Source organism: Desulfovirgula thermocuniculi DSM 16036, assembly GCF_000429345.1.
Taxonomy (GTDB): Bacteria; Bacillota; Desulfotomaculia; order Desulfotomaculales; family Desulfovirgulaceae; genus Desulfovirgula; species Desulfovirgula thermocuniculi.
In genome coordinates this window covers 33660-55422 of record NZ_AUBR01000005.1, presented here as the reverse complement: position 1 = coordinate 55422, position 21763 = coordinate 33660, and the positions used below count along the sequence as shown (strand labels likewise).

Sequence of the window (21763 nt, the reverse complement as noted above, 5' to 3'; positions counted from 1 at the left end):
GCCCCTCCAACGGAGAGACCGTTCTGCCTTTATCTATGCCTTTGGTTCGGAAAAGGTGTTGCTCATTGGCCGCATCGGGCTAACGGTGGAGATGGCGTGCTTGTAAATCATCATCTGCCTGCCGTCGCTTTCCAGGATGACGGTAAAATTATCAAAGCCCCTGATAACTCCCTTTAGCTGGAAGCCGTTAATTAAAAAAACGGTAACGGGCACTCCTTCTTTTCTTGCCTGGTTTAAGAAGGCGTCCTGCAGGTTAATTTGCACCTTGCTCATGAAGGTCCCTCCGTTGGCGGTAATTTTTTCTTTCTAATTGCTTTTCGACGCTTCCTTCAATACTCCTTCTGCGCCGGTGGTAATTTCCTGTACCACTTCCATTATGGAGGAATAGTTCCCCACATCTATCCAGCATATGCGCCCGTCCTTTTTAAACCAGGTAAACTGCCGCTTGGCAAAGCGCCTGGTGTTCCTCTTTAAGAGGTAAACCGCTTCGGAAAGGGTAGACAGGCCACGGAGGTAAGCGGCCATCTCCTTGTAACCCAGCCCCTGCATGGAAACAAGGCCCGGACCGTATCCCCTTTCCAAGAGCCCCCTCACCTCTTCCACCAGCCCCCTCTGCAACATTTCGTCCACCCGCGCCTCAATGCGCCGGTAAAGCTTCTCCCGCTCCATGGTCAGGCCGTAAAGCACCGCGCGGTAAGGGGGAGGGTCCTCCTTTAGCTCCTGCAGGCGCTGCGACATGGGGCGCCCCGTGAGGTGGTATATTTCCAGGGCGCGGATGACCCTCTTTACGTTGTGCGGGTGGATGCGCTCCGCCGCTTCCGGATCCACCTCCTTTAACAGCCGGTACACGGCCAGAGGGCCTTTTTCCCTCGCCACCGCGCACATACGGCGCCGGAAGGCCTCGTCCACACCGGCCCCGGCAAAGTGGAGGGGCTCAAGCACCGCTTTCACATAAAGGCCTGTCCCTCCCACCAGGAGGGGAACTCTACCCCTCTCCCATATTTCTCTAATGCAGCGCCGCGCCTGCGCCTGGTACAGGGCCACGCTGTAAGCCTCCGCAGGGTCGACCACGTCAATCATGTGATGGGGGATACCCTGCCTCTCCTCCTCCGTGGGCTTGGCCGTCCCTATATCCATGTAGCGGTATACCTGCATGGAGTCCGCGGAAACTATCTCCCCGCCTATTTTCTTGGCCACCTCCACGGCAACGGCCGTCTTCCCCACCGCCGTGGGTCCCACGATCACCACCAGGGGTACCGGCCTCTCCACCTGCCCCATACCCCCTCACTTTTCAATTACCCCGTAGGCCACCGGAGAGGACTTGCCGCCCTGCACGCAGGTAAATCCCAGGCGGGCGAATTCCCGGCTCCCCCTCCTTTCCTTCATCACCACCCGCCGCCTGGCCACCCTCACCGCTTCTTCCACCGCCTGCCGGGCCAGCGGCGCGTCATTGGCCAGCGCCCTCAGGGGGCCAATGGCCGGCGAGCGGTGAAGGGGCTCGCGGAACATGGGGTCAAAGTAAACCACGTCAAAGCTTTCCGCGGGAAGCCCCTTAAGGTAAGACAGGTGGTCGCCGCAAATTACCTCGATGCGCCGCATGGCTTCCAGCACCTCCCGCGGCAGGCGGTCGCAGTAGTACCCGAGCCCGTGCTCCACCAGCGCCGCCAGCACAGGAGAGGATTCCACGCCCACCACGCGCCCCGCCGGCCCCACCACAAAGGAGGCCACGATGGCATCCACGCCGAGGCCCAGGGTGCAGTCCAGGACCTCCTCACCCGGGCGCAAGTCCATGGCTTTAACCATCTGGTCAGTTTTCCCAGTTTTTATCTCCGCTATGCGCAGCTTGGCCATGCTGGGGTGAAAAAAGACCTCCACCCCCCCGGTATAAAAAGAAGCCCTGCGCTGTGCCACCACCAGGACCCCCCGGGCGCCGTACTTCTCCTCCAAGGCTTTAAGGGACAGGTTTTCCCGCGGCACGAGAGGGGCACACAGGCGCCGGGCAAACCATGCCGCCAGGGAAAGCTCCTGGGGCCCCGGCCTGCGCCCGGTGGTAACCACGTATCCCGCAGCGTCCAACCAAGCGCTCCCCCTTCTTACCCGGGCCTGTTGCTCGAGCGCCCGAAGCGGCGCTCAAGCTCCCGGTATGAGAGATGGATGGTGGTGGGGCGCCCGTGGGGGCAGGTAAAAGGATTTTGCGCGGCGGCCAGTTCCCTTAAAAGAAAGCGCGCCGCTTCCTCTGCCATTTCCTCCCCGGCCTTTACGGCCATCCTGCAGGCGAGCTGGGAAAGGAGGCGCTGGTAAAGCTTTTCCCCGGGCGGGAGCCTCCCCCATTCTTCCAGGGCCGTGGCCACATCCCGCAAAAAAGTCTCTCCCACTTCCCCCGGGAACCCCGCAGGGGCCCCGCGCAGCACCACGGTCCCCGGCCCCCAAAAATCCAGCTCGAAGCCCAGGGAGTAGAGCAGCTCCCTGTGCTCCTCCAGCACGCTGGCCTCCCCGTAAGTCAGGGCAACCTGTAGGGGGACGGCCAGCCTTTGAATACCTATTCTCCCCCGGGATGTCAGCTCTTCCATGTACTTCTCATAAAGGACGCGCTCGTGGGCGGCATGCTGGTCCACGATATAGAGCCCGTCGGGGCCGGCGGCCAGGAGGTACGCGGGCCCCAGCCGGGCCAGGTAGTGCAATTGGGGGAAGGGAGGTGGGGCGGCCCGGTACGCCGGAGCCGCCTCGCCAAGCTGCCAGAGGTCCGCCTGCAGGCCGGCCCGCATCCCTGCGCTTCCCTTTTGCCCCGGGCCGGGATCCGCCTTGCTAACGCCTTCCGGCATGATCACCCCCGGTATACTCCGGCGGCTGCCCTGCAGCACGGCCCGCACGGCGGCGGTTACGGCCCGAGAAACCTCTTTTTCCCGCGCCAGCCGCACCTCCAGCTTTGCCGGGTGCACGTTCACGTCCACCAACGCAGGGGGCAGGGAGACGGCAATTACGGCCACGGGGTAGCGCCCGGCAGGGAGCATGGTGTGGTAGGCCTCGCATATGGCATTGACCAGGGGGAGGCAGTGCACGTAGCGCCCGTTAACAATAGTCACAATGTGGCGCCGGGAGCTGCGGTGAATGCCGGGCCTTCCCGCGTAACCCTCTACCTGCAGCCATTCCAGCGACCTGTCCTCCACCCGGATCATCTCGCGGGCCAGGTCCAGTCCGTATACTGCCGCCACGACCTCCAGCATGTCCCCCGACCCCGAAGTGGCCAGGACCTGGCGGCCGTTATGGAAAAAGCGCATGGCCACCTCCGGGTGGGCAAGGGCCAGGCGCCCCACGCAGTCCCCCACCAGTCCCCCCTCGGTGGCCGGCGTTTTCAGGTACTTTTTGCGTGCCGGTGTATTATAGAAAAGATCTTCCACCGTTATTACCGTGCCCGGCGCCATGGCCACCGACCCGCTCTCCACCACCTTCCCGGCCTCTACCCGCAGGAACGTGCCGTGTTCCATAAACGGCGGACGGGTCTTGATGGTCATCCTGCATACCGCCGCAATGCTCGGGAGGGCCTCACCGCGAAAGCCCAGGGTAGTGATGCGGTGCAGGTCTGCGGCGCTCCTTATCTTGCTGGTGGCGTAGCGGAGCAGGGCCAGGCGGGCATCCTCCTCGTCCATGCCGCAGCCGTTATCGCGCACCACAATGCGCCGCAGCCCGCCCTCCTCAATGTCCACGTAGACGGCGGTAGCCCCTGCATCCAGGGAGTTTTCCACCAGTTCCTTGACCACGGAAGCAGGCCTCTCCACCACCTCACCGGCGGCAATCTGGTTGGCCGTTGCCTCGTCCAGAACCACAATGCGCGGCAAATTTACTCCCCCACCTTCGGTCCTTCGGAGACCCACTCCCGTTTCTTATCCCGCTCGAAAGAGAAAAACGTATCGGTTGATTTATCCTGGAGGTAAACGTACTGGTAAACGTCCAGGCCCTTGGCCCGTTCGTAGGCATCGTAAGCTTCCGCCTGGCAGGCGCCGCAGGCCTGAAAGGGGACGGAAACGCAGAAGACCCTTGTGGAGTAGCTGTAGCCCCTCACCCCCTGGGAGTCAACGGTAATGTAGCCGGGGCAGCTGGGGCAGCGGCGCACCCTTTCCAGTTGCTCTTCTTCAATGTAGTCGGTATCGTAGAAGATCTTCTTTTGCCTTTCATAAAAGGGACCGCGGCCAAAGATTTTTTCTATGTCAATATTGTCCCGCTCTTCCCAGACCCTGAGGAGCTGGTCTACCATCCGCTTGACCCGCGACACGCGGTCCGGGTTCTCCTTTACGGCTCCCGGCCAGTCCGGTTCCCGCACGCGGGAGTAGTCCAGCCCGGCCAGGGCCAGCAAAATGGCCAGGTTGACGTACGGGAGGGCCGTTTCAATGGCATAACCGCCCTCCAGCACGGCCAGGTGGGGCTTAAGCTTGGAAGTAAACTCCGCGTACCCCCAGGCGGTGAAGCGCATGCTCCCCAGGGGGTCGGTGTAGTGGTTGTCCTGGCCCGCAGAGTTGATAATGAATTCCGGCTGGAAGTCCCTCAGGATGGGCAGGATGAGGTTATCCACCACGTAATGAAATGTTTCATCCCCGAGGCCCGGCGGAAGAGGAATGTTTATGGTGCGGGCGTAGGCCCCGGGGCCCCCCAGCTCGTGGGGAAATCCCGTTCCGGGGTAAATGGTGCGACCGTCCTGGTGGAAAGAAATGAAGAGCACGTCGGGATCGTGGTAGAAAATGTCCTGGGTACCGTCACCGTGGTGCACGTCGGAGTCCACAATGGCAATGCGCCTTATCCCGTGGTGCCGGCGCAGGTATTCCACCAGGATGGCCTCATTGTTGATGTTGCAGAACCCCCGGTTGCCGTGCACCACGCGCATGGCATGGTGGCCGGGAGGCCTGACCAGGGCAAAACCGTTCTTAATCTCCCCGCTGACCACCGCATCGGCCAGCAGCAGGGCCGAACCGGCGGCAATGAGGTGGGCTTCCGTAACCTGGCTCTGCACCCGGGGAACGCAAAAATGCGTGCGGGCCACATCGTGAACGGTAGCCAGCCGGGGGGCATACTCTTTTATCTGCGGCAGGTCCAGGACCCCTTCTTCAAAAATCTGGTCCCGCGTGTAAAGCAGCCGCTCCTCCCTCTCGGGGTGGGTGGGCGAAATGGCCCAGTCAAAGGCGGGGAAGAAAACCAGGCCCGTTTTCTTGCCTCTCACTCCTCCACCCCCCTTTCCCTTCCTCCCCCGACGTGGTAAAGTATGCCCCGCGGGGTCTGGATGGTGATGTCTATCAGGCGCCCCACCGTAACCCAGTCCCGCACCATATTGAAAACTTCTTTCCTGAGCAGCTCCACTTCCTGCACGCTGTTCTCCAGCCCGTAGCGGTTGGCCCGCCAGGCCAGCCACCTCTTGGCCAGGTTAAGCGCCTTTTCTTCGTTAAAGGCGGGATCGTCCAGCTGGCCCTGGAATCCCTCCTCATTTACCGTATAGTAGCCCTGCTCGGTATCGGCGCGGAGGGTAATCTGGATGGTGGGGCGGGCCACCGCAGCCCCAATGGCGTTGGCTACAGGAGCGTACGGCGGGATCACGGGCGAACAGCCCAGACGGGCGGCAATTTGTGAGATAAAGCCCGGGGCTCCCCCGCCGACTCCCACTACCGTACCCGGGCGCACTTTCTTTTTCTGCAAAACCTCCCATACCCTGTAGGCAGGCTCCTGTTCCCAGCTGGAAAACATATTTTCAATTTCCTCGACAACGGTTTCCACCACCTGCCTGATGATCCGCTCCGCCACTCCCTCGGGAGATAGACCTAAGGGAGCGCCCAGCAAGTTCATAGCCTGCCGGGCCCTTTCCGGATCCCCCAGCTTTGTCAGCCCCAGCACGCGCAGGGCGTCGGTGGGCGTGGGCATGGGACCCCCGAGGCAGTACGGCGGGCCGAGGCGTTCCGAGTAAAGGATGATATCCCTGCCCACGCGCTCCACCACGCTGTCCCCGCCCACGGGCACCGATTTCACGGCCAGTGCCCTGACGTGGGTGAACATGTCGTCCACTTTCGCCCCCTTGGAGGCCAGGAGGGGCTGGCCGCTTAAAATGAGGGCCAGGTCGGTGGTGGTGCCCCCTATATCCACCACCACTGCCGTTTCCCCGGGCGGCAACAGGGCCTGCACGCCCAGTGTGCTGGCCGCCGGCCCGCTGAAAATGGTCTCCATGGGCACTTCCTGGGAGCCCTCCAGGGGGAGGGTCCCCCCGTCCGCCTTAAGAATAAATATCTTGCCCCTGATGCCCCGCTGCCCGATGGCCTCCTGTACCGATTGCACAAAAAAGCGGTATTTTTCCCTGGTGGCGCAGGTAAGGTAGGTAGAAACCACGCGCCGGGGGAAATTCAGCTGCCCGGCAACCTGGTGTCCCAGCTCTAGCTTCCACTCCGGGAACCTCCGCTGGATGCGCTCGGCCACCTTTTTCTCGTGCAGGTAATTGCGGCAGGAAAACTTTCCTACTACGGCTACCTTCCGGTAACCCCTGGCAGCCAGGTCGTCTGCCACCCGGTCGACCTCTTCCATGTTTAGGGGAATTATCTCGCGGCCACGATAGTCAATGGCTCCCTGGACCACCCGCACTTCCCCGGGAAAGCGGAAAAGGCCGATGTCCAATCCCGGCCCGGGGATGAGGATGAGGCCAACCGGGTCGTATTTTTTTTCCGCAATCATGTTGGTGATGAGGGTTGTGCTGAAGACCACCCTCTCCACCTGTTCTCCCCCCACCCCCTGCATGACTGCATCCAGGGCCTGCAAGAGGGAGGTCAGAAGGTCCCTGCTCGTGGGTATCTTGGCCACTGCCTTGACTAGCCCTTTGTCCATAAGCACGGCATCCGTAAAAGTCCCGCCCACGTCGATGCCGATGTGCATGCTAGCACTTCACTCCCTGCCGAAAAGTCCCGTCATGCCGGGGAGAGGCTTTTTCTTACTCCCGCGGTTACCGGCCCGCCCTACCTCCTGCCTTAAGCTTTTCTGCCAGGAAGCCAGGATGTTGAGGGCCTCCAGGGGTGTGATCTGCCAAAGGTCCAGGCGGGAAAGCTCTTCCAGGACAGGATGGCGCGCCAGGATTACCTTCTGGCCGCTGTGCGGTTGGGATTGCCGGCGTGAATCCCCGGCCCGGCCCTCCATCTCCTTCAGCACCTCCTGCGCCCGGCGCAGGATTTCTGCGGGCAGGCCCGCCAGCCGGGCCACCTGAATGCCGTAACTGCGGTCGGCCTTTCCCTCGCGTACCCGGTGCAAGAAGACAATTTCTTCGCCGTTCTCTTCCACCGCCACGGTAAAGTTTTTTACTCCGGGAAGGGATTCCAGGGAAGTTAGTTCATGGTAGTGGGTGGAAAAGAGGGTCCGCGCTCCGATGCGCTGGACTATGTACTCCACCAGGGCCCGCGCGATGCTTATCCCGTCGTAAGTGCTGGTGCCGCGCCCCACCTCGTCCATGATGATCAGGCTGCGGGGGGTTGCTGCCTTGATAATGGACTGGCACTCCCTCATTTCCACCATAAAAGTGCTCTGACCCCCGGCCAGGTCGTCGCTGGCCCCTATGCGCGTAAAAATGCGGTCGACCAGGCCGATCTCCGCGTAGGAGGCAGGTATAAAGCTCCCCACCTGGGCCATGAGCACCAGCAGGGCCACCTGGCGCATGTAGGTGCTTTTTCCGGCCATGTTGGGCCCGGTGAGGATGATCAGCCGGGTGTCGCCCCCCAGCTCCACGTCGTTGGGCACAAACTCTCCCGGCCCCAGCACCTGCTCCACTACCGGGTGGCGGCCCTGCCGGATGACAATACGGGTGCCGTTGTTCACCAGGGGGCGCACGTAATTGCCCTTTACCGCCGCCTCGGCCAGGGAAAGCAGGGCATCAACCTGTGCCACGGCTGCGGCGGTCTGCTGGATGCGCCGCACCTGCCCGGCTACTTCCTGCCTGATGGCCGTAAAGATTTCGTACTCCAGCCTGGCCAGCTTTTCCTCCGCGCCGAGAATCTGCTCCTCTAACTCTTTTAGCTCCGGGGTGATGAAGCGCTCGGCCCCGGCCAGGGTCTGCTTGCGCAGGTAATAGGGGGGTACCAGGTGCAAGTTGGGCTTGGTTACCTCTATGTAATAGCCGAAGACTTTGTTGTAACCCACCTTGAGGGAGCGGATGCCGGTGCGCTCCTTTTCCCGCGCCTCCAGTTCGGCCAGCCAGTTTTTACCTTCCCGGCTTGCCTGCCGCAAGCGGTCGACCTCGGGGTGGTAGCCGCTGCGGATTACCCCCCCGTCCTTGGGCCCGGGAGGTGCCTCCTCGCTGATGGCTTCCCCGATGAGCCTGGCTACATCCTCGAGGGGGTCCAGGGTTTCGGCTATCTCCTGCCAGAGCCGGGCTTGTTGACGGGAGAGAATGGCCTTTAGAGAGGGGAGGACGGCAAGGGAATTCTTTAGGGCCAGTAGATCGCGGGGCCCGGCACTGCCGTAAGCAATGCGGGAAGAAATCCTTTCCAGGTCGTAAATTTCCTTTAAGATTTGCTTTAATTCCTGGCGCACTATACCCCCGTTAACCAGCTCCTCCACCGCTTCCTGGCGGGCGCAAATCCCCGCCAGGTCCAGCAGGGGACGCTCCACCCAGGACTTCAGGAGGCGCGCCCCCATGGCCGTAACCGTGTGGTCGAGCACCCACAGCAGCGTCCCCCAGCGGGAGCCATCCTTTAGGGACGCCGTTAGCTCCAGGTTGCGGCGGGTGACGCTGTCCAGGTGCATGAACTGGCCGGCGCTGTACACCTCAACCTGATTAATTTGCGCCAGTTCCCTCTTCTGGGTGGCCTTCAGGTAATCGAGCAACCCGCCGGCACACCTTACGGCCAGGGGCAGGCCGGCCAGACCCGCGCGGTTCCAGGACATCCCCAGCTGCTCCTGGAGGCGGCGCGCCGCCCTTTCCGGCTCAAAGGCGCCCTCGCTCCAGAAGGAGATGGCCGCGCCCTTTAGGTTCTGGCGCAAAAATTCGGCCAATTCGTGCCGCTCCTCGCCCTCGGGCAGCAGCACCTCCGCGGGCTCCAGGCGCAGCAGCTCGTCCAGCAGCGCCTCCCGGCCCGCCAGCTGCGTGACCATAAACAGGCCGGTGGTAATGTCGGTTACCGCCAGGCCAAAGTCACCGGCAGCCCCCTCAACCACGGCGACCAGGAAATTGTGCCTCTTCTCCTCAAGGTAGTCCATAATAGTGCCGGGAGTTACCACCCTGGTTACCTCCCGGCGGACAATCCCTTTGGCCTCTTCGGGGTCCTCCACCTGATCGCACACGGCCACCTTGTAGCCCTTTTCCACCAGCCTGGCTATGTAGCTGTCTGCCGTGTGGTACGGCACCCCGCACATGGGCACCCTGCCTGCGGACCCGGCATCGCGCCCGGTGAGAGTGATTTCCAGTTCCCGGGAGGCCACGAGGGCGTCCTCAAAGAACATCTCGTAAAAGTCTCCCAGGCGGAAAAAGAGGATGGCATCGGGGTAGTTCTTCTTAATCTGGAGGTACTGGTTAATCATGGGGGTATACGACACCCGCATCCCCTCCTGGCCACCATTATAGCATAAAGGAAGATGGCCCAGGAAAATTTATTTGCACCCACCTGGGAAATGGGTTATAATACGAAAGAACAACGGGAAGGGATCTGCCGTGGCGGGAAGAGCACCGACCTACCGGGTAATTACCTTCGGTTGCCAGATGAACGACCACGATGCGGAAGTTATGGCCGGAATGCTGGAATCTCTCGGCTACCAGCAAGTGGAAGACAGCGCCGAGGCAGATGTAATCCTGGTCAACACATGCTGCGTGCGGGAAACGGCGGAAAATAAAATCCTCGGCCTCCTCGGTCGCCTGGCCCGTTTAAAAAAGGGCAGGCAGAAGCCCATCATTGGCGTTGCCGGGTGCATGGTGCAGCAGCCGGGCATGGCGCAGAAAATCAAAAACCGCTTTCCGGAAGTGGATCTGATTATCGGCACGTACAACCTCCACCGCCTGCCCGAACTGCTCCTGGCCGTGCAGGAGTGCCGCGAAAGGATCGTGGAGGTCTGGGAGGAGGCAGGGGAAGTAGTCGAAAACCTGCCCGTGCGCCGGGCTTCCAGGATCAGGGCGTGGGTGAACATCACCTACGGCTGCAACAACTTCTGCACCTACTGCATTGTGCCTTATGTGCGCGGGCGGGAGCGCAGCCGCCGTCCCGAGGACATCTTGCGCGAAATCAGGCAACTGGCGGAAGAAGGGTACCGGGAAGTCACGCTCCTGGGGCAAAACGTCAACTCCTACGGGCGGGACCTGGGAGGAGAAATTAATTTCGCGCGCCTGCTGAAGGAGGTAAACGGCATAACCGGGCTCTGGCGCATCCGCTTTACCACCTCTCACCCCCGGGACTTCACCCAGGAGCTTATTGACACCGTGGCCCGCTGCGAGCGCGTTTGCGAGCACATCCACCTGCCCGTGCAGGCGGGCAGCGACCGCATCCTTGCGCTCATGAACCGGGGCTACAGCCGCGCCTATTACCTCGAGCTCGTGGAGCGCATCCGCCGGGCCATCCCCGGGGTCTCCATCACCACGGACATCATGGTGGGCTTCCCGGGAGAGACGGAGGAGGACTTCGCCCAAACCATGGACCTGGTGGAAAGGGTGCAGTTTGACGCCGCCTTTACCTTTGTTTACAACCCGCGACCCGGTACCCGGGCGGCCACGTTCCCGGACCAGGTGCCGGAAGATGTAAAGAGCAGGCGCATCCAAGAACTCATCGCCAGGCAAAACGAAATAACCCTGGCCCGCAACCGCTCCTTTATAGGGCGGTTGGAGGAGGTGCTGGTGGAAGGGGAGAGCAAGACCAACCCGGAAAAGCTTAGCGGGCGCACGCGCACCAACCGCCTGGTCATTTTTAGCGGCCCGCGGGAGCTGGCCGGAAAGCTGGTCCGTGTCACCATCACCGGCGCAAAGCTTACCCACCTGGAGGGTGAGTTGGCCCTGGAAGGGAGGTGAAAAAATGTCCGTAAGGGAAAAGGCCCAGGAGCTGGGGGAGGAAATTGCCCGTTCCCGCGAGCTTGCAGCCATGGTCAGCGCGCAGCAGGCCATGCTGCAGGACACCACCGCCCGGGAAATAATTGAAGAATTTAATCACAAGCAGCGGCTTTTCCGCATGCTACAGTCCCAGGGCTTCAACCTCACCGCTAGCCAGAAAGCAGAAGTGGAAAGCCTGGAAAGGCGGATGCTGGACAACCCCCTCATTGCGGAGTACATCCGCGCCCAGCAGGAATTTGAAAAGCTCCTGGACGAGGTCAATAAGATAATTGACCGCGCCATATCGTCATCCCTTGCCTGCGCTTCCGGCTGTTGCGACAGCTGCGATGAGTGCGGCTAGCCGAGTTTTTGCCGGACTTTTAGCCGGCGGTAGCGGTTTATGGCCGCGGCAATTTCATGTGCCCGGGGGAGAGCCAAGTCCCCCGGGTGCTGTCCTTTAAAGGGCGAAACCACGTCCAGGCCGTCGCGCTCAATATCCGCAAGTACCGCCTCCACCACCTCCCGCAGGGTCCGCCTGCCGTCAATGTACCGCTTTGCCGCATAGCGGATGATCTCTCCTATGGCCCTGGCCTGAGCAGGGTCCACCAGCTGTTCCACGGCCTGTAGCTCGATGTCCATGTAGCCGTAGACAATCTCCTCCGTGCCCCTGGCCTTCACCTTCTGCCGGCCTTCCAAAGCAAAAGCCTGCGGCAGAGGTATCCTCGGCGTTACCCCGGTCAGCTCGTCCCGCACTTCCACGCGCCGGTTGCCGCCATACCGCCGGGCGATTTCTTTGGCCCGCCGCGTGACGTCCAGGGGCCGGTAGTTCTGCATCATGATCACGCGGTCGGCCACCGCCAGGTAATCCCCGGCGCCCCCCACCACCAGGATGGTGGAGACGCCCATGTTCTCGTAAAGCTGGCGCACGCGGTCTATAAAGGGCGTGATGGGCTCGTGTTCCTTGGATACAAGCTCTTGCATCAGGCCGTCCCGGATCATAAAGTTTGTGGCGCTGGTATCTTCGTCGATGAGCAACAAGGAGGTGCCCATCTCGAGGGCCTCCACAATGTTGGCGGCCTGGGAAGTGCTCCCGCTGGCACTGGCGGTGGAAAACGCGCGGGTGTCCTGCCCGAAGGGCAGGTTGTTGATAAACGGGCTGATGTCTACCTTCTCCACGCTCCGCCCGTCCTCGGCGCGTATCTTTACCGCATCGTGTACGGTAATCACCAGCTCGCGCCCGTCGCCGGGTATGTGATTGTACACCCCCCTTTCCAGGGCCCGCAGGAGGGTGGATTTTCCGTGGTAACCCCCTCCCACAATGAGGGTAACCCCCTGCGGGATGCCCATGCCGGTTACCCTCCCTGCATGGGGCAGCTCCAGGGTCACCTCCAGTTCCGGCGGCGAGACGAAGGGAATAACCCGGCCCCCTGTCAACGGCCGGTCGCTGACACCGCTTTCGCGGGGGAGCACGGAACCGTTGGCCACAAAGGCCACCAGGCCCAGCTCTTTAAGCCGCGAGCGCAGGAATTCCTGGTCCTCCACCAGATCCACGTACCGCCTGACGTCCCCGGCATCGAGCTTCCGGTAAAAGAGGGCCTCGCCGGCTATGGCCGGCAGCTCCCGGAAAAAGATGTCCACCGCCTCCCGGGCGTTGATGGTGCGCCCGCGGGAGGGCAGACCAACGGCAAAGCGGATCTCTACATAATCCCCGTTAACCACCGCCCCGGTGCGCTCCAGGATCTCCTGCCCGCAGCGGTCCACCAGGATCAAGCCGCTTTTCCCCGTCCCCCGGTGGCCCCGGGAGTGAGTTTCCACGGCCCGGGCAAAGCGGCGCAGGAGGTAATCCTGCAGGGCCACCCGCCGCGGGCGGGTAAAATACAGCTCGCGCGGGAAGCCGGCCAGCTCCTGGGCCACCCTCAACCGCATGCGGCTGGGCGGGGCAAAGGGGTCGCTCTGCACGTGGTCGATGTACAGGGTGTAAAAATCAAACTCGTAAGAACCGGCTATGGACTTGTAGGCACCATAACCGCGGCCATTTATTTCCAAAAGGATCTTGTGCAGCGTTTCCTTGCCCGGCAAACTCATAACCTCCTTGCTCCAAAAGGACCAGGGCGCCAGGCGCGGGGCAAGCGCACCGCAAGGGCAAATTTCTGCCGCTCACAGGATGCGCTCCAGGTTAAGCAGCAACCAGAGGCGGTCGCCCTTTTTGATGACGCCGCGCAGGTAGTCCATCCCCTCGCCGGCCACGGAAGGCGGGTCCATTTCTTCCGGGCTGTATTGGCCAACCTCCAGCACGTTATCCACAATCATGCCCACTTTCTGGCCCTCGTGCTCTACCACAATAATACGGGTGGCCTCGGTGTACTCCTGCGCGGGCAGGCCCAGGCGCTTGTTGAGGTTAATCACGGGTAAGATAGTCCCCCGCAAGTTTATAATCCCCTCTATATAGCTCTTTGTATTGGGGACGCGGGTAATGCCGGTCATGCGGATAATTTCCTGGGTTTCCTGCACGGGCAGGGCATACTGCTGGTCGTTTAGCTGGAAGATAACCACCTGTTGTTCCCCGCTCATTTACAAGCCCCCCTTATTGCTTATTTTTGCGGGGCTTCCTTGGCCAGCTTGTCTTTGGGGGCCCCGCAGATTTTGCATTTCCCCGGCTTGCAGCGCGCCTCCACCACGCTGCCGCACTCCTGGCACTTCCACACGGCCACTTTACTCCCTCCTTTCTGCCGCCAGGCGTAAACTTTTTATGGCCCCCTCCGGGTCCGCCGCGCCGAAAATGGCCGTGCCCGCCACCAGCACGGTTGCCCCTGCTTGCACCACCAGGCGGGCGTTTGCAGGGCCGATACCCCCGTCAACCTGTATTTCTGCCCGTACCCCCTCCTTTTCCATCATCTCCCTTATACGGCGTATCTTGGGCACCACTTGCGGGATGAAGGCCTGCCCCCCAAAGCCGGGGTTTACCGTCATTACCAGGACGAGGTCGAAAAGCCCCCAGAGGTAACTTAGGGCCTCGGGCGGGGTCGCCGGGTTTAAGGCCACCCCTGCCTTTACTCCCTTTTCCCTTATGCGGCAGAGGGTGCGGTGCAGGTGGCGGCAGGCCTCCACGTGGACGGTAATGAGATCGGCCCCTGCCTCCGCAAAAGGCTCCAGGTAGCGGTCGGGATCCTCAATCATCAGGTGCACGTCAAAGAAGAGGCGGCTGTATGGGCGCAGGGCCGATACCACCAGGGGCCCTACGGTGATGTTGGGCACAAAGTGACCGTCCATCACGTCAATGTGCAGGTAATCCGCCCCGGCTTCCTCCACCCGGCGCACGTCGTCCAGGAGGCGGGCAAAGTTTGCCGCAAGTATGGATGGGGCGATCTTAATCACTTAACCTAATATCTCCTTTCCTGTTCGATAACGTCCCGCAGTAACTGTAGGTAGTTCTCATGGCGAAAGGCGGCGATTTTCCCTTCCTTCACCGCTTCCTTCACGGCACACCCGGGTTCCTGGTCGTGTAGGCACCCGGTAAAGCGGCACCCCGCACGGTAATCCTCAAATTCCCGGAAGAAGCCGCCCAGCTCCTCCCTTCTCATCCCGGGGAGGTAGAGGCTGGAGAAGCCGGGAGTATCGGCCACCAGGCCCCCGTCGGGCAGGAGAAGCAACTCCACGTGCCTGGTAGTATGGCGCCCCCTACCCAGTTTTCGGCTGATCTCGCCCGTTTTTAAGTTCAGGCCCGGCACAAGGGCATTCAAAAGGCTTGATTTCCCCGCCCCCGAGGGGCCGGCAAGCACGGTTATGTGCCCCTTTAACATCCCCCGCAGCTCTTCTAAACCGGTGCCTTCTTTAACGCTCGTGCACACCACCGGGTATCCGGCCCGGCGGTAGGCGAGGATTATCCCTTCCGCTTCCCCTGCCCCCAGGTCCGTTTTGTTAAAACAAATAACGGGTTCCACCCCGGCGTGCTCGGCCTGGACGAGGATCTTATCCAGGAGGAGCGTGCTGGGGTCGGGGTCCCTGACGGCAAAGACAACCAGGGCCCGATCGACGTTGGCTACCGGGGGCCGGAGAAGGGAGGTCTGCCGCGGATAAAGCTCCTCTATCACCCCCTGCCCCGGCGCGAGCACACGAAAGCCCACCCTGTCGCCCACCATTACCCGCTCCTGCTCAAAGCGGAACCGGCCCCGCAGGGCGCAGTCGTAAACTCCTCCCTCCGCCATGACAAAGTAGTGTCCCCCGTAGGCCCTAATTACCGTTCCGGTGAGAAGCATATTCCTCTTTTCCTCACATACCCCCCTTCAAGGCTTCAGCGTTTCCCTCTTCACCAGCCTCTCGTCTATATAAACCTCCACGGTTGCCTGGCCAAAGTAACGCGAAACTACTTCCACCTGTTCCCCGGGGCGGTGGGTATTCAGGTATACGGTGTTGCTGCCCCTTACATCGCTGATATTGATCTTCACCTGGTGCTCCTGGCCGTCGTTGGGCACGGGCACCTTGATGCGCGCCTCCCTGGGGAGGGGGCCCGGCCCCCTGCTCAAGGTCAGGCGCACCTTCGTCCCCTGGGTAACCCGGGTACCCTGGGGGGGATCCTGGGCCACCACTTGCCCTTGGAGGTAGGCGGTGCTCTCCGCCCACTGCAAGTTTTCATCCAGGCCGAGCTGGCTTTCCGCCAGCCTCGCGCGCGCCTGCTCCAGGGTGAGGCCCACCAGGCCGGGCACCTCCACCTGGCGGGGAGGCGGGCCTTCCGAGAGATAGACGGTCACCGGCGTACCCCTGGGCTTTTTTTCTCCGGGGGCCGGCATCTGCCCGAAAATGTAACCGGCAGGAACCTCCTCGCTGTAGCCCTTTTGTACGGGCTCCGCCAGGACAAAGCCGTTTTCGGCCAGGCGCATGCGGGCATCCTCCAGGGAAAGGCGGTAGAGGTTGGGGACCGCCCGCAGTTCTGGGCCGGCACTGACGGTCAGGGTAATGGTGCGGGGAGGTTTGACCCGCGGACCCTCCGGGCCAATATCCTGGGCAATAACAATTCCTTCCTTAGCATCCGAGGGGGCTTTTTTAACGGCTGTCTTCAGCCCCAGCTGAGCCAGAATGGCCTGTGCCTCCTCCAGCGGCAGGCCGACTACATTGGGTACCTGGACTTCCGGCGTGCCAAAATAATACCTCTCCCAGGCCCAGACCCCTCCCGCCAGGAGGGCCACCAGGAGGAGAAATATTACCGCCCACCCTGCCGGCCGCAAGCGGCGGCGCACCCTGGGTTTGGACACCTGCGGGATTAACCGGGTGGCTTCTTCTTCCTCCCCGCTGAAAGCCCGCTTCAAGCTTTCGGCCATTTCCCGCGCGCTGTTAAACCTGCGGGAAGGCTTTTTCTGGAGGGCGCGCAGGACCACCTCTTCCAGGGCCGGCAGCACGGCAGGATTGCGCCGGGACGGGGGCTCGGGTTCTTCCTGCACGTGCTTGAGGGCTACGGCAATGGGGCTCTCTCCGGTAAAGGGTACGGTGCCGGTAAGCATTTCGTAGAGCACCACGCCCAGGGAATAAAGATCCGACCTGGGTTCCGCCGGCTCTCCCCTGGCCTGTTCCGGGGAAAGGTAATGCACCGAGCCCAGTATCGTATCCGTCTGGGTTACGGTGGCCGCCGTAGCCTCACGGGCAATGCCGAAGTCCGTTAATTTGGCCCGTCCCGACCTGGTGATGAGAATGTTATGGGGCTTTATGTCCCGGTGCACGATGCCGTTTTCGTGGGCGTGCTCGAGGGCCTCCAGCACCTGGCAGGCTATCACCACCGCCCTCTCGGGCGGCAGAGAGCCTTCCCGCCTGATAATGGATTTTAAGTCTTCCCCGTCAACATACTCCATGACCAGGTAGTGGATCCCGTCCTCCTGGCCCACATCATAGATGGAGACTATATTGGGGTGTGATAGGCTGGCCACCGCCCGGGCTTCACGCCGGAAACGGAAGGTAAAGTTCTGGTCGCAGGAATACTCCGGACGCAGCACCTTGATGGTCACCAGGCGCCCCAAGAAATTGTCCCGGCCCTTGTAGACTATGGCCATGCCGCCCCCGCCGAGCTGCTCGATAATCTCATAGCGGTTGCCCAGCTGCCTGCCGATCATTCCAAAGCTCACCTCGAATTGCCCTCGCCGCTCAAACTCAAAGCCAGTGCCAGGAGCTCCCTTGCCACCGGCGCCGCCACAATTCCCCCGCTGCCGCCATTTTCAATAATTACCGCCACGGCCACCCGGGGCGCTTCCGCAGGGGCAAAACCGATAAACCACGCGTGCGCGTCCCCGTGAGGGTTCTGTGCCGAGCCGGTTTTCCCGGCCACGTTTACCCCCGGCAGGGACGCTTCCCTGCCGGTTCCCTCCCTTACCGCGGCCACCATGGCCTTCTTTATTATCTCCGCCACTTCGCCGTCGGTAGCCTTCACCCACGTCCGGGGCTCGCTCCGGTAGAGCACCCTTCCGGAGGGGTCCAAGACGCGCTCTACAAAGTAAGGGCGCATGATTACGCCACCATTGGCAATGGCTGCCGCTACCAGGGCCATTTGCAGGGGGTTTGCCAGCACCTCACCCTGGCCAATGGCGCTGGAAGCCAGAAGGGGGCGGCTCATCTTCTCCGGAGGTGTAAGGCTGCCGGGGCGGTACGGCCAAAAAGGGGTGGCGGTATTTTCCCAGGGATTCTGTTCAAAACCGAAGGAGCGTGCTGCCCGGTACAGGCGCTGCGCCCCAAGTTCGAGCCCCAGGAGGGCAAAGGTGGAGTTGCAGGACTCCACCAGGGCGCGCTCAAAGCTCACCCTGCCGTGGGCCACCGTATCGCGGAGCACAAACCCGTCCACCGTAATGCTCCCCTGACAGTCAAACACGCGCTTTGCGGTGCCGCGCTCGGCGGCCAGCGCCGCGGCTGCCGTTACCACCTTGAAGGTAGATCCCGGGGGGTAAGCGCTCTGGGTAGCGCGGTTAAAAAGCGGGGCCTCCTTTTCCCTCTGCACCGCCTGGTAGTTTTCCTCTATCCGGTTGGGGTCAAAGCCGGGGCTGCTGGCCATGGCCAAAATGGCCCCGGTCCTAGGGTTTAAGACCACCGCCGCTCCCCTGCGCCCGGCCAGCAGTTGCATGGCCAGCCGCTGCAGGCGCGCGTCCAAGGTCAACACCACGTCGTTCCCCACCGGGACCCGTCCCCGGAGGCGGTCCCAGAACATCCTCACCCTGTCACCTGGGGCCTGCCCCAAAAGGTAGGCATCAAGGGCCGCCTCCAGCCCGGTCTTTCCGTAAAGGGCGGAAACAAAGCCCACGGGGTGGGCGGCAAGCTCCCCCAGCGGGTAGTAGCGCCTCCCCTCCTTGCTCTGGGCCAGAATCACCCCCTGGCGGTCGTAAATGCTCCCCCTCTGGATGCGGGCCTCTAAGGCTATCAGCCGGCGGTTGTAAGGATGGGCGTTTAAGCGCGGCCCCCAGAAAACACTGACATAGCCCAGGTACAGAGAAACCACCACGAAACATCCCAAGACGACATAGCCCAGCCTCTGTATATTTTGCTTCATGACGCTTCCTTTCCCGCTCCATCAAAACACACATGGTGGGAAACGTTTAACAAAAGGCCCAGAAGGATGAAGTTGGCCACCAGAGAGCTGCCGCCATAGCTAAGAAAGGGAAGGGCAATACCGGTAAGGGGCAACAGCTTGCTTACGCCGGCAATAATTATCAGCGCCTGAAGACCTAAAAGGGCGCTCAGCCCGGCGGCCATCAAGGAGCCAAACTCGTCCCTGGAGCTGACGGCCACCAGGAAGCCCCGGTAGACCAGGAGCATGTAGACAACCAGGAAGGCAAGGGCGCCGCCGAGGCCCATTTCTTCGGTAATGGCCGCGAAAATAAAATCGGTATGTACGGCGGGGATGTATTCCGGCATCCCCTTTCCCAGGCCGGTCCCCCAGAGGCCACCGGAAGCCAGGGCAAAAAGCGACTGCGCGATCTGGTAGCCGGCGGTATCTATTAACGCCCAGGGGTTGAGCCATACTTGCACGCGCAGGCGCACGTGGTCAAAGAGGAAGTAGCTCCCTGCTGCCCCGGCCAAAAAAAGCAGTGCTCCCAGCAGCACATAGGCTGCCCTTGCCGTGCCCACGTAAACCATGGCCAAAAAGGTGGCAAAATAAATCAGCCCTGCCCCCAGGTCTTTTTGGAAGATCACCAGCAGGAGGGATACTCCCAGCATGACCAGCATGGGCCCCCAGTCCCGCGGGGAGGGCAGGAACACCCCCAGCACTTTAAAGTTGCCTGCCGATAAGAGGAGCCGGTTTTCCGCCAGGTAGGCGGCCAAAAAAAGCACCAGCAGCACCTTCACAAACTCCGAAGGCTGTACGTAAAAGAGGCCCAGGTCGAGCCAGCTTCTAGCGCCCCCTTGCTCCACGCCGCAAAAAATCGGCAGGAGGAGGGCCACCGCGCCGGCAAAGGCATAAAGGTACTTGTAATCCGCCAGCGCCTGGTAACGGGGAAACCAGCAGGTAACCGCCCAGAGGGAGGCAACACCCACCAGCAGCCAGGCGAACTGGCGGACAGCGTAGGCCGGGTTGAGGCGGTAGAGAAAGAGCAGGCTGGTAAAGGAAAGAAGGGCCACCAGCGGCAAAAGGAATGGATCCCCGCCAAAACCCTTAAAGGACCAGAAAAAGTGGAGGAGGATAAAGGACAAAAATGCTGTCGCCGCCCCTGCCAGCACCGTCCAGGGCACTTTCCCGTAGCCGTGCAAAAATAAAATCGCCGTCCCGGTACCCAAATAGGCTCCGGCGTAGAGGAGTAACTTTCTCTCCACACTTCTCGAGCGGCCCAGCGTGGAGGCAGGCACTTCACTCACCCACCGCCAGCAAAATGATGCTTATGTTGTCGGTACCCCCGCGCCTCAAGGCCATCTCCACCAGGCGCCCCACCGCCTCGGCCACCGCTGCACAGTTGGACGCCACCGCCGCAATCTCCTCGTCCGAAAGGTGCTCCGTCAGGCCGTCCGTGCAGAGAAGCAACCTGTCCCCGGACCGTAGCATTAATCTATCGCTGTCCACCCTCACCTCGGGCTCGATACCCAAGGCCCTGGTCAACACGCTGCGGTGGGGGTGAAAGCGCGCCTGCTCTTCCCGCAAGCCTCCCCGGCGCACGAGTTCCTGCACCAGGGAGTGATCCTCGGTAAGCCGCACCAGCTCTCTGCCGCGCAGCAGGTAAAGGCGGCTGTCGCCCACATGGGCCCAGAACAGCTCGTTCCCTCTGACCAGGGCAGCCGTGAGCGTGGTGCCCATGCCCCGCAGGGAGCGATAACTGGAGGAAAGGTGAAAAACTAAACGGTTGGCTGCCTGAACTCCATTAACCAGGGCTTCCGCCGGATCGGGAAAGGCAGAGAGGTTTTCGCGCAGATACCTCACCAGTTCGGCAATGGCCGTCTGGCTGGCCACTTCCCCTGCCTGGTGGCCGCCCATCCCGTCAGCCACAGCAAAGAGGCCGAGTGCGGGCTCCGCACAGAGGGAGTCTTCGTTTGAGGGGCGCAGCAGGCCTTTATCGCTGGCCAGGCTCCAATTCATAAGCCCACCTCACAAAACGAAAGGTAACGCTCCCCACACGCAGGCTATCACCATCCGCCAGAACGGTGGGCCGTGTAATGCGCACGCCGTTGAGGTAGGTCCCGTTCTTGCTGCCGAGATCCCGCACCCAATACTGGCCGTTACGGAAAAAGACTTCCGCATGCTCGTGGGAGGAAAAGGGATCGGGAAGGACCAAGTCGTTCTTTTCTCCCCGCCCCATGGTCAGCCTTTCCCCCAGAGTGATGACTTCCCCTTCCCTGAAGCGGGGGTTGTTGCTGGAGAGAACCACCAGCCAGCCCTCCGAGGGCAGCGTGCGGGGCACGGACACCTTGCCCGCTTCCGCCAGGCCCTTAAACATCATGCGCAGCGCGGCCCACAGGAACAGGTAAAGGAGGAATAAAAAAGCGTAGCGCAAGACGGCCAGCACGAGGTCCAGCACCTAATCCACCTCAAAAGTACACAGGGTGGTGCCGAGCTTGATCACGTCCCCTGAGGAGAGCACCTTGGAGTGAACCCGCACGCCGTTTACGTAAACCCCGTTGGTGCTACCCAGGTCGCGCAGGATAAAGTTCCCCCCGCGGTACTCCAGCCGGGCATGGCGGCGTGAAACGCTGGGATCATCAATAACCAGGTCGCATGTTTCCCGGCGCCCCACCACGGCTGTGCGGGGCAAGAGCTCAAACACCTTCCCCTTTGCCGGCCCCTCGGTAACTACGAGCCGCGCCCTTACCTCCTCCCGGCAGGCGGGTGCAGGCACGGCGGAGCGGTCCGGGCGGTACTCCAAGGTGTCTTCCATTTCCCCTTCCCCTGGATGGGTACCGGCTGTGCCTGCATCCTCCGGCTGGCCAAAGGAGGCTTCCACCCGCATCTCCCCGCCGGGCACCTCAGGCGACTCCCTGATTTCCACCCTGGGTGCAGCCACCAGCGTGAAATTTTTTTCCCGCGCCTTCTGTAAAAGGTACTCTTCCAGCTCCTCGGCCAGGTAAGGGGCAAGGTGAGAAACACCTTTGTAATCTTCGGGATGCAGGTAAATTATGTATTCGTTGGGCACGTAAACCCGGCTGATGCTTACCCTTTTGCGGTCCCGCATTTCCCGGAAGAGGCGCTTGGCCATGTCTAGCGGCTGCACGCGCCCCTTAAACCTGTCCCGGAAAAAGCCCTCAATGTACTTTTCGAGGCTGCCCTCGAGCTCGGAAAACAGTCCCACGGCT

20 protein-coding genes are annotated in these 21763 nt (G+C 61.6%); 2 read left to right on the top strand and 18 right to left on the bottom strand.

Annotated features, from left to right (window positions below; genetic code table 11):
• Positions 1 to 33 precede the first annotated feature (33 nt).
• The 7 genes from hfq to mutS are packed head-to-tail and all read right to left on the bottom strand — an operon-like array spanning position 34 to position 9543.
• Complete coding sequence (hfq, locus tag G454_RS0101985) at positions 34 to 273, bottom strand: RNA chaperone Hfq (RefSeq protein WP_027717246.1); 240 nt, start codon at positions 271 to 273, stop codon at positions 34 to 36.
• A 33-nt stretch (positions 274 to 306) separates the two neighbouring features.
• Positions 307 to 1269: a tRNA (adenosine(37)-N6)-dimethylallyltransferase MiaA gene (miaA, locus tag G454_RS0101980; protein ID WP_245574278.1), complete on the bottom strand. Its 963-nt coding sequence runs from the start codon at positions 1267 to 1269 to the stop codon at positions 307 to 309.
• Positions 1270 to 1284: 15 nt separating this feature from the next.
• The gene (locus G454_RS0101975; RefSeq protein ID WP_027717244.1) at positions 1285 to 2076 is read right to left on the bottom strand and encodes a class I SAM-dependent methyltransferase; all 792 of its coding nucleotides are present in this window, start codon (positions 2074 to 2076) and stop codon (positions 1285 to 1287) included.
• A 17-nt stretch (positions 2077 to 2093) separates the two neighbouring features.
• Entirely contained in the window at positions 2094 to 3836 is a 1743-nt protein-coding gene (gene mutL, locus G454_RS0101970) for a DNA mismatch repair endonuclease MutL (protein WP_027717243.1), read from the bottom strand.
• 2 nt (positions 3837 to 3838) lie between these two features.
• Positions 3839 to 5209 carry a histone deacetylase family protein gene (locus tag G454_RS0101965; RefSeq protein WP_027717242.1) on the bottom strand — a complete coding sequence of 457 codons (1371 nt, stop codon included), beginning with the start codon at positions 5207 to 5209 and terminating at the stop codon, positions 3839 to 3841.
• Positions 5206 to 6897, bottom strand: coding sequence for a hydantoinase/oxoprolinase family protein (locus G454_RS0101960; protein ID WP_027717241.1), 1692 nt, complete (start codon positions 6895 to 6897; stop codon positions 5206 to 5208). The genes G454_RS0101965 and G454_RS0101960 overlap by 4 nt, the downstream gene beginning before the upstream one ends.
• Positions 6898 to 6906: 9 nt before the next feature.
• Positions 6907 to 9543: a DNA mismatch repair protein MutS gene (mutS, locus tag G454_RS17280; RefSeq protein WP_051275764.1), complete on the bottom strand. Its 2637-nt coding sequence runs from the start codon at positions 9541 to 9543 to the stop codon at positions 6907 to 6909.
• A gap of 115 nt (positions 9544 to 9658) precedes the next feature.
• Here mutS and miaB point away from each other — a divergent pair, with 115 nt between their 5' ends.
• Entirely contained in the window at positions 9659 to 10999 is a 1341-nt protein-coding gene (gene miaB, locus G454_RS0101950) for a tRNA (N6-isopentenyl adenosine(37)-C2)-methylthiotransferase MiaB (protein ID WP_027717240.1), read from the top strand.
• Between the two features lie 4 nt (positions 11000 to 11003).
• Positions 11004 to 11378: a YlbF/YmcA family competence regulator gene (locus G454_RS0101945; protein ID WP_027717239.1), complete on the top strand. Its 375-nt coding sequence runs from the start codon at positions 11004 to 11006 to the stop codon at positions 11376 to 11378.
• Here the strand turns inward: G454_RS0101945 and G454_RS0101940 are convergent.
• The 11 genes from G454_RS0101940 to G454_RS0101890 form a co-directional block, all read right to left on the bottom strand.
• On the bottom strand, positions 11375 to 13096 hold the full coding sequence (locus G454_RS0101940; RefSeq protein ID WP_245574277.1) for an ABC-ATPase domain-containing protein: 1722 nt from the start codon (positions 13094 to 13096) through the stop codon (positions 11375 to 11377). The genes G454_RS0101945 and G454_RS0101940 overlap by 4 nt on opposite strands.
• 78 nt (positions 13097 to 13174) lie before the next feature.
• A complete protein-coding gene (locus G454_RS0101935; protein WP_027717237.1) occupies positions 13175 to 13588 on the bottom strand; it encodes a chemotaxis protein CheW in 414 nt (137 codons plus the stop codon).
• 20 nt (positions 13589 to 13608) lie between these two features.
• Complete coding sequence (locus G454_RS0101930; protein WP_027717236.1) at positions 13609 to 13728, bottom strand: RCKP-type rubredoxin-like domain-containing protein; 120 nt, start codon at positions 13726 to 13728, stop codon at positions 13609 to 13611.
• 1 nt (position 13729) lies between these two features.
• Positions 13730 to 14389: a ribulose-phosphate 3-epimerase gene (gene rpe / locus G454_RS0101925; RefSeq protein ID WP_211229909.1), complete on the bottom strand. Its 660-nt coding sequence runs from the start codon at positions 14387 to 14389 to the stop codon at positions 13730 to 13732.
• Positions 14390 to 14397: 8 nt separating this feature from the next.
• Positions 14398 to 15273, bottom strand: coding sequence for a ribosome small subunit-dependent GTPase A (rsgA, locus tag G454_RS0101920; RefSeq protein WP_027717234.1), 876 nt, complete (start codon positions 15271 to 15273; stop codon positions 14398 to 14400).
• Positions 15274 to 15300: 27 nt separating this feature from the next.
• Positions 15301 to 17127, bottom strand: a complete 1827-nt coding sequence (pknB, locus tag G454_RS0101915; protein WP_211229900.1) for a Stk1 family PASTA domain-containing Ser/Thr kinase — start codon at positions 17125 to 17127, stop codon at positions 15301 to 15303.
• Positions 17124 to 18536 carry a peptidoglycan D,D-transpeptidase FtsI family protein gene (locus G454_RS0101910; protein ID WP_027717232.1) on the bottom strand — a complete coding sequence of 471 codons (1413 nt, stop codon included), beginning with the start codon at positions 18534 to 18536 and terminating at the stop codon, positions 17124 to 17126. Before G454_RS0101910 ends, pknB begins: the two co-directional genes overlap by 4 nt.
• On the bottom strand, positions 18533 to 19840 hold the full coding sequence (locus G454_RS0101905; RefSeq protein ID WP_156896613.1) for an FtsW/RodA/SpoVE family cell cycle protein: 1308 nt from the start codon (positions 19838 to 19840) through the stop codon (positions 18533 to 18535). Before G454_RS0101905 ends, G454_RS0101910 begins: the two co-directional genes overlap by 4 nt.
• Entirely contained in the window at positions 19833 to 20552 is a 720-nt protein-coding gene (locus G454_RS0101900; RefSeq protein WP_027717230.1) for a Stp1/IreP family PP2C-type Ser/Thr phosphatase, read from the bottom strand. The genes G454_RS0101905 and G454_RS0101900 overlap by 8 nt, the downstream gene beginning before the upstream one ends.
• On the bottom strand, positions 20527 to 20991 hold the full coding sequence (locus tag G454_RS0101895; RefSeq protein ID WP_027717229.1) for an FHA domain-containing protein: 465 nt from the start codon (positions 20989 to 20991) through the stop codon (positions 20527 to 20529). Before G454_RS0101895 ends, G454_RS0101900 begins: the two co-directional genes overlap by 26 nt.
• On the bottom strand, positions 20992 to 21759 hold the full coding sequence (locus G454_RS0101890) for an FHA domain-containing protein (protein ID WP_027717228.1): 768 nt from the start codon (positions 21757 to 21759) through the stop codon (positions 20992 to 20994).
• Positions 21760 to 21763 lie beyond the last annotated feature (4 nt).

Coding starts and splice junctions, on each gene's coding strand:
- G454_RS0101935 (WP_027717237.1), bottom strand. CDS start 13,588: ATGAGCGGGGAACAACAGGTGGTTATCTTCCAGCTAAACGACCAGCAG.
- rsgA (WP_027717234.1), bottom strand. CDS start 15,273: ATGCTTCTCACCGGAACGGTAATTAGGGCCTACGGGGGACACTACTTT.
- G454_RS0101945 (WP_027717239.1), top strand. CDS start 11,004: ATGTCCGTAAGGGAAAAGGCCCAGGAGCTGGGGGAGGAAATTGCCCGT.
- hfq (WP_027717246.1), bottom strand. CDS start 273: ATGAGCAAGGTGCAAATTAACCTGCAGGACGCCTTCTTAAACCAGGCA.
- G454_RS0101910 (WP_027717232.1), bottom strand. CDS start 18,536: ATGAAGCAAAATATACAGAGGCTGGGCTATGTCGTCTTGGGATGTTTC.
- G454_RS0101900 (WP_027717230.1), bottom strand. CDS start 20,552: ATGAATTGGAGCCTGGCCAGCGATAAAGGCCTGCTGCGCCCCTCAAAC.
- G454_RS0101960 (WP_027717241.1), bottom strand. CDS start 6,897: ATGCACATCGGCATCGACGTGGGCGGGACTTTTACGGATGCCGTGCTT.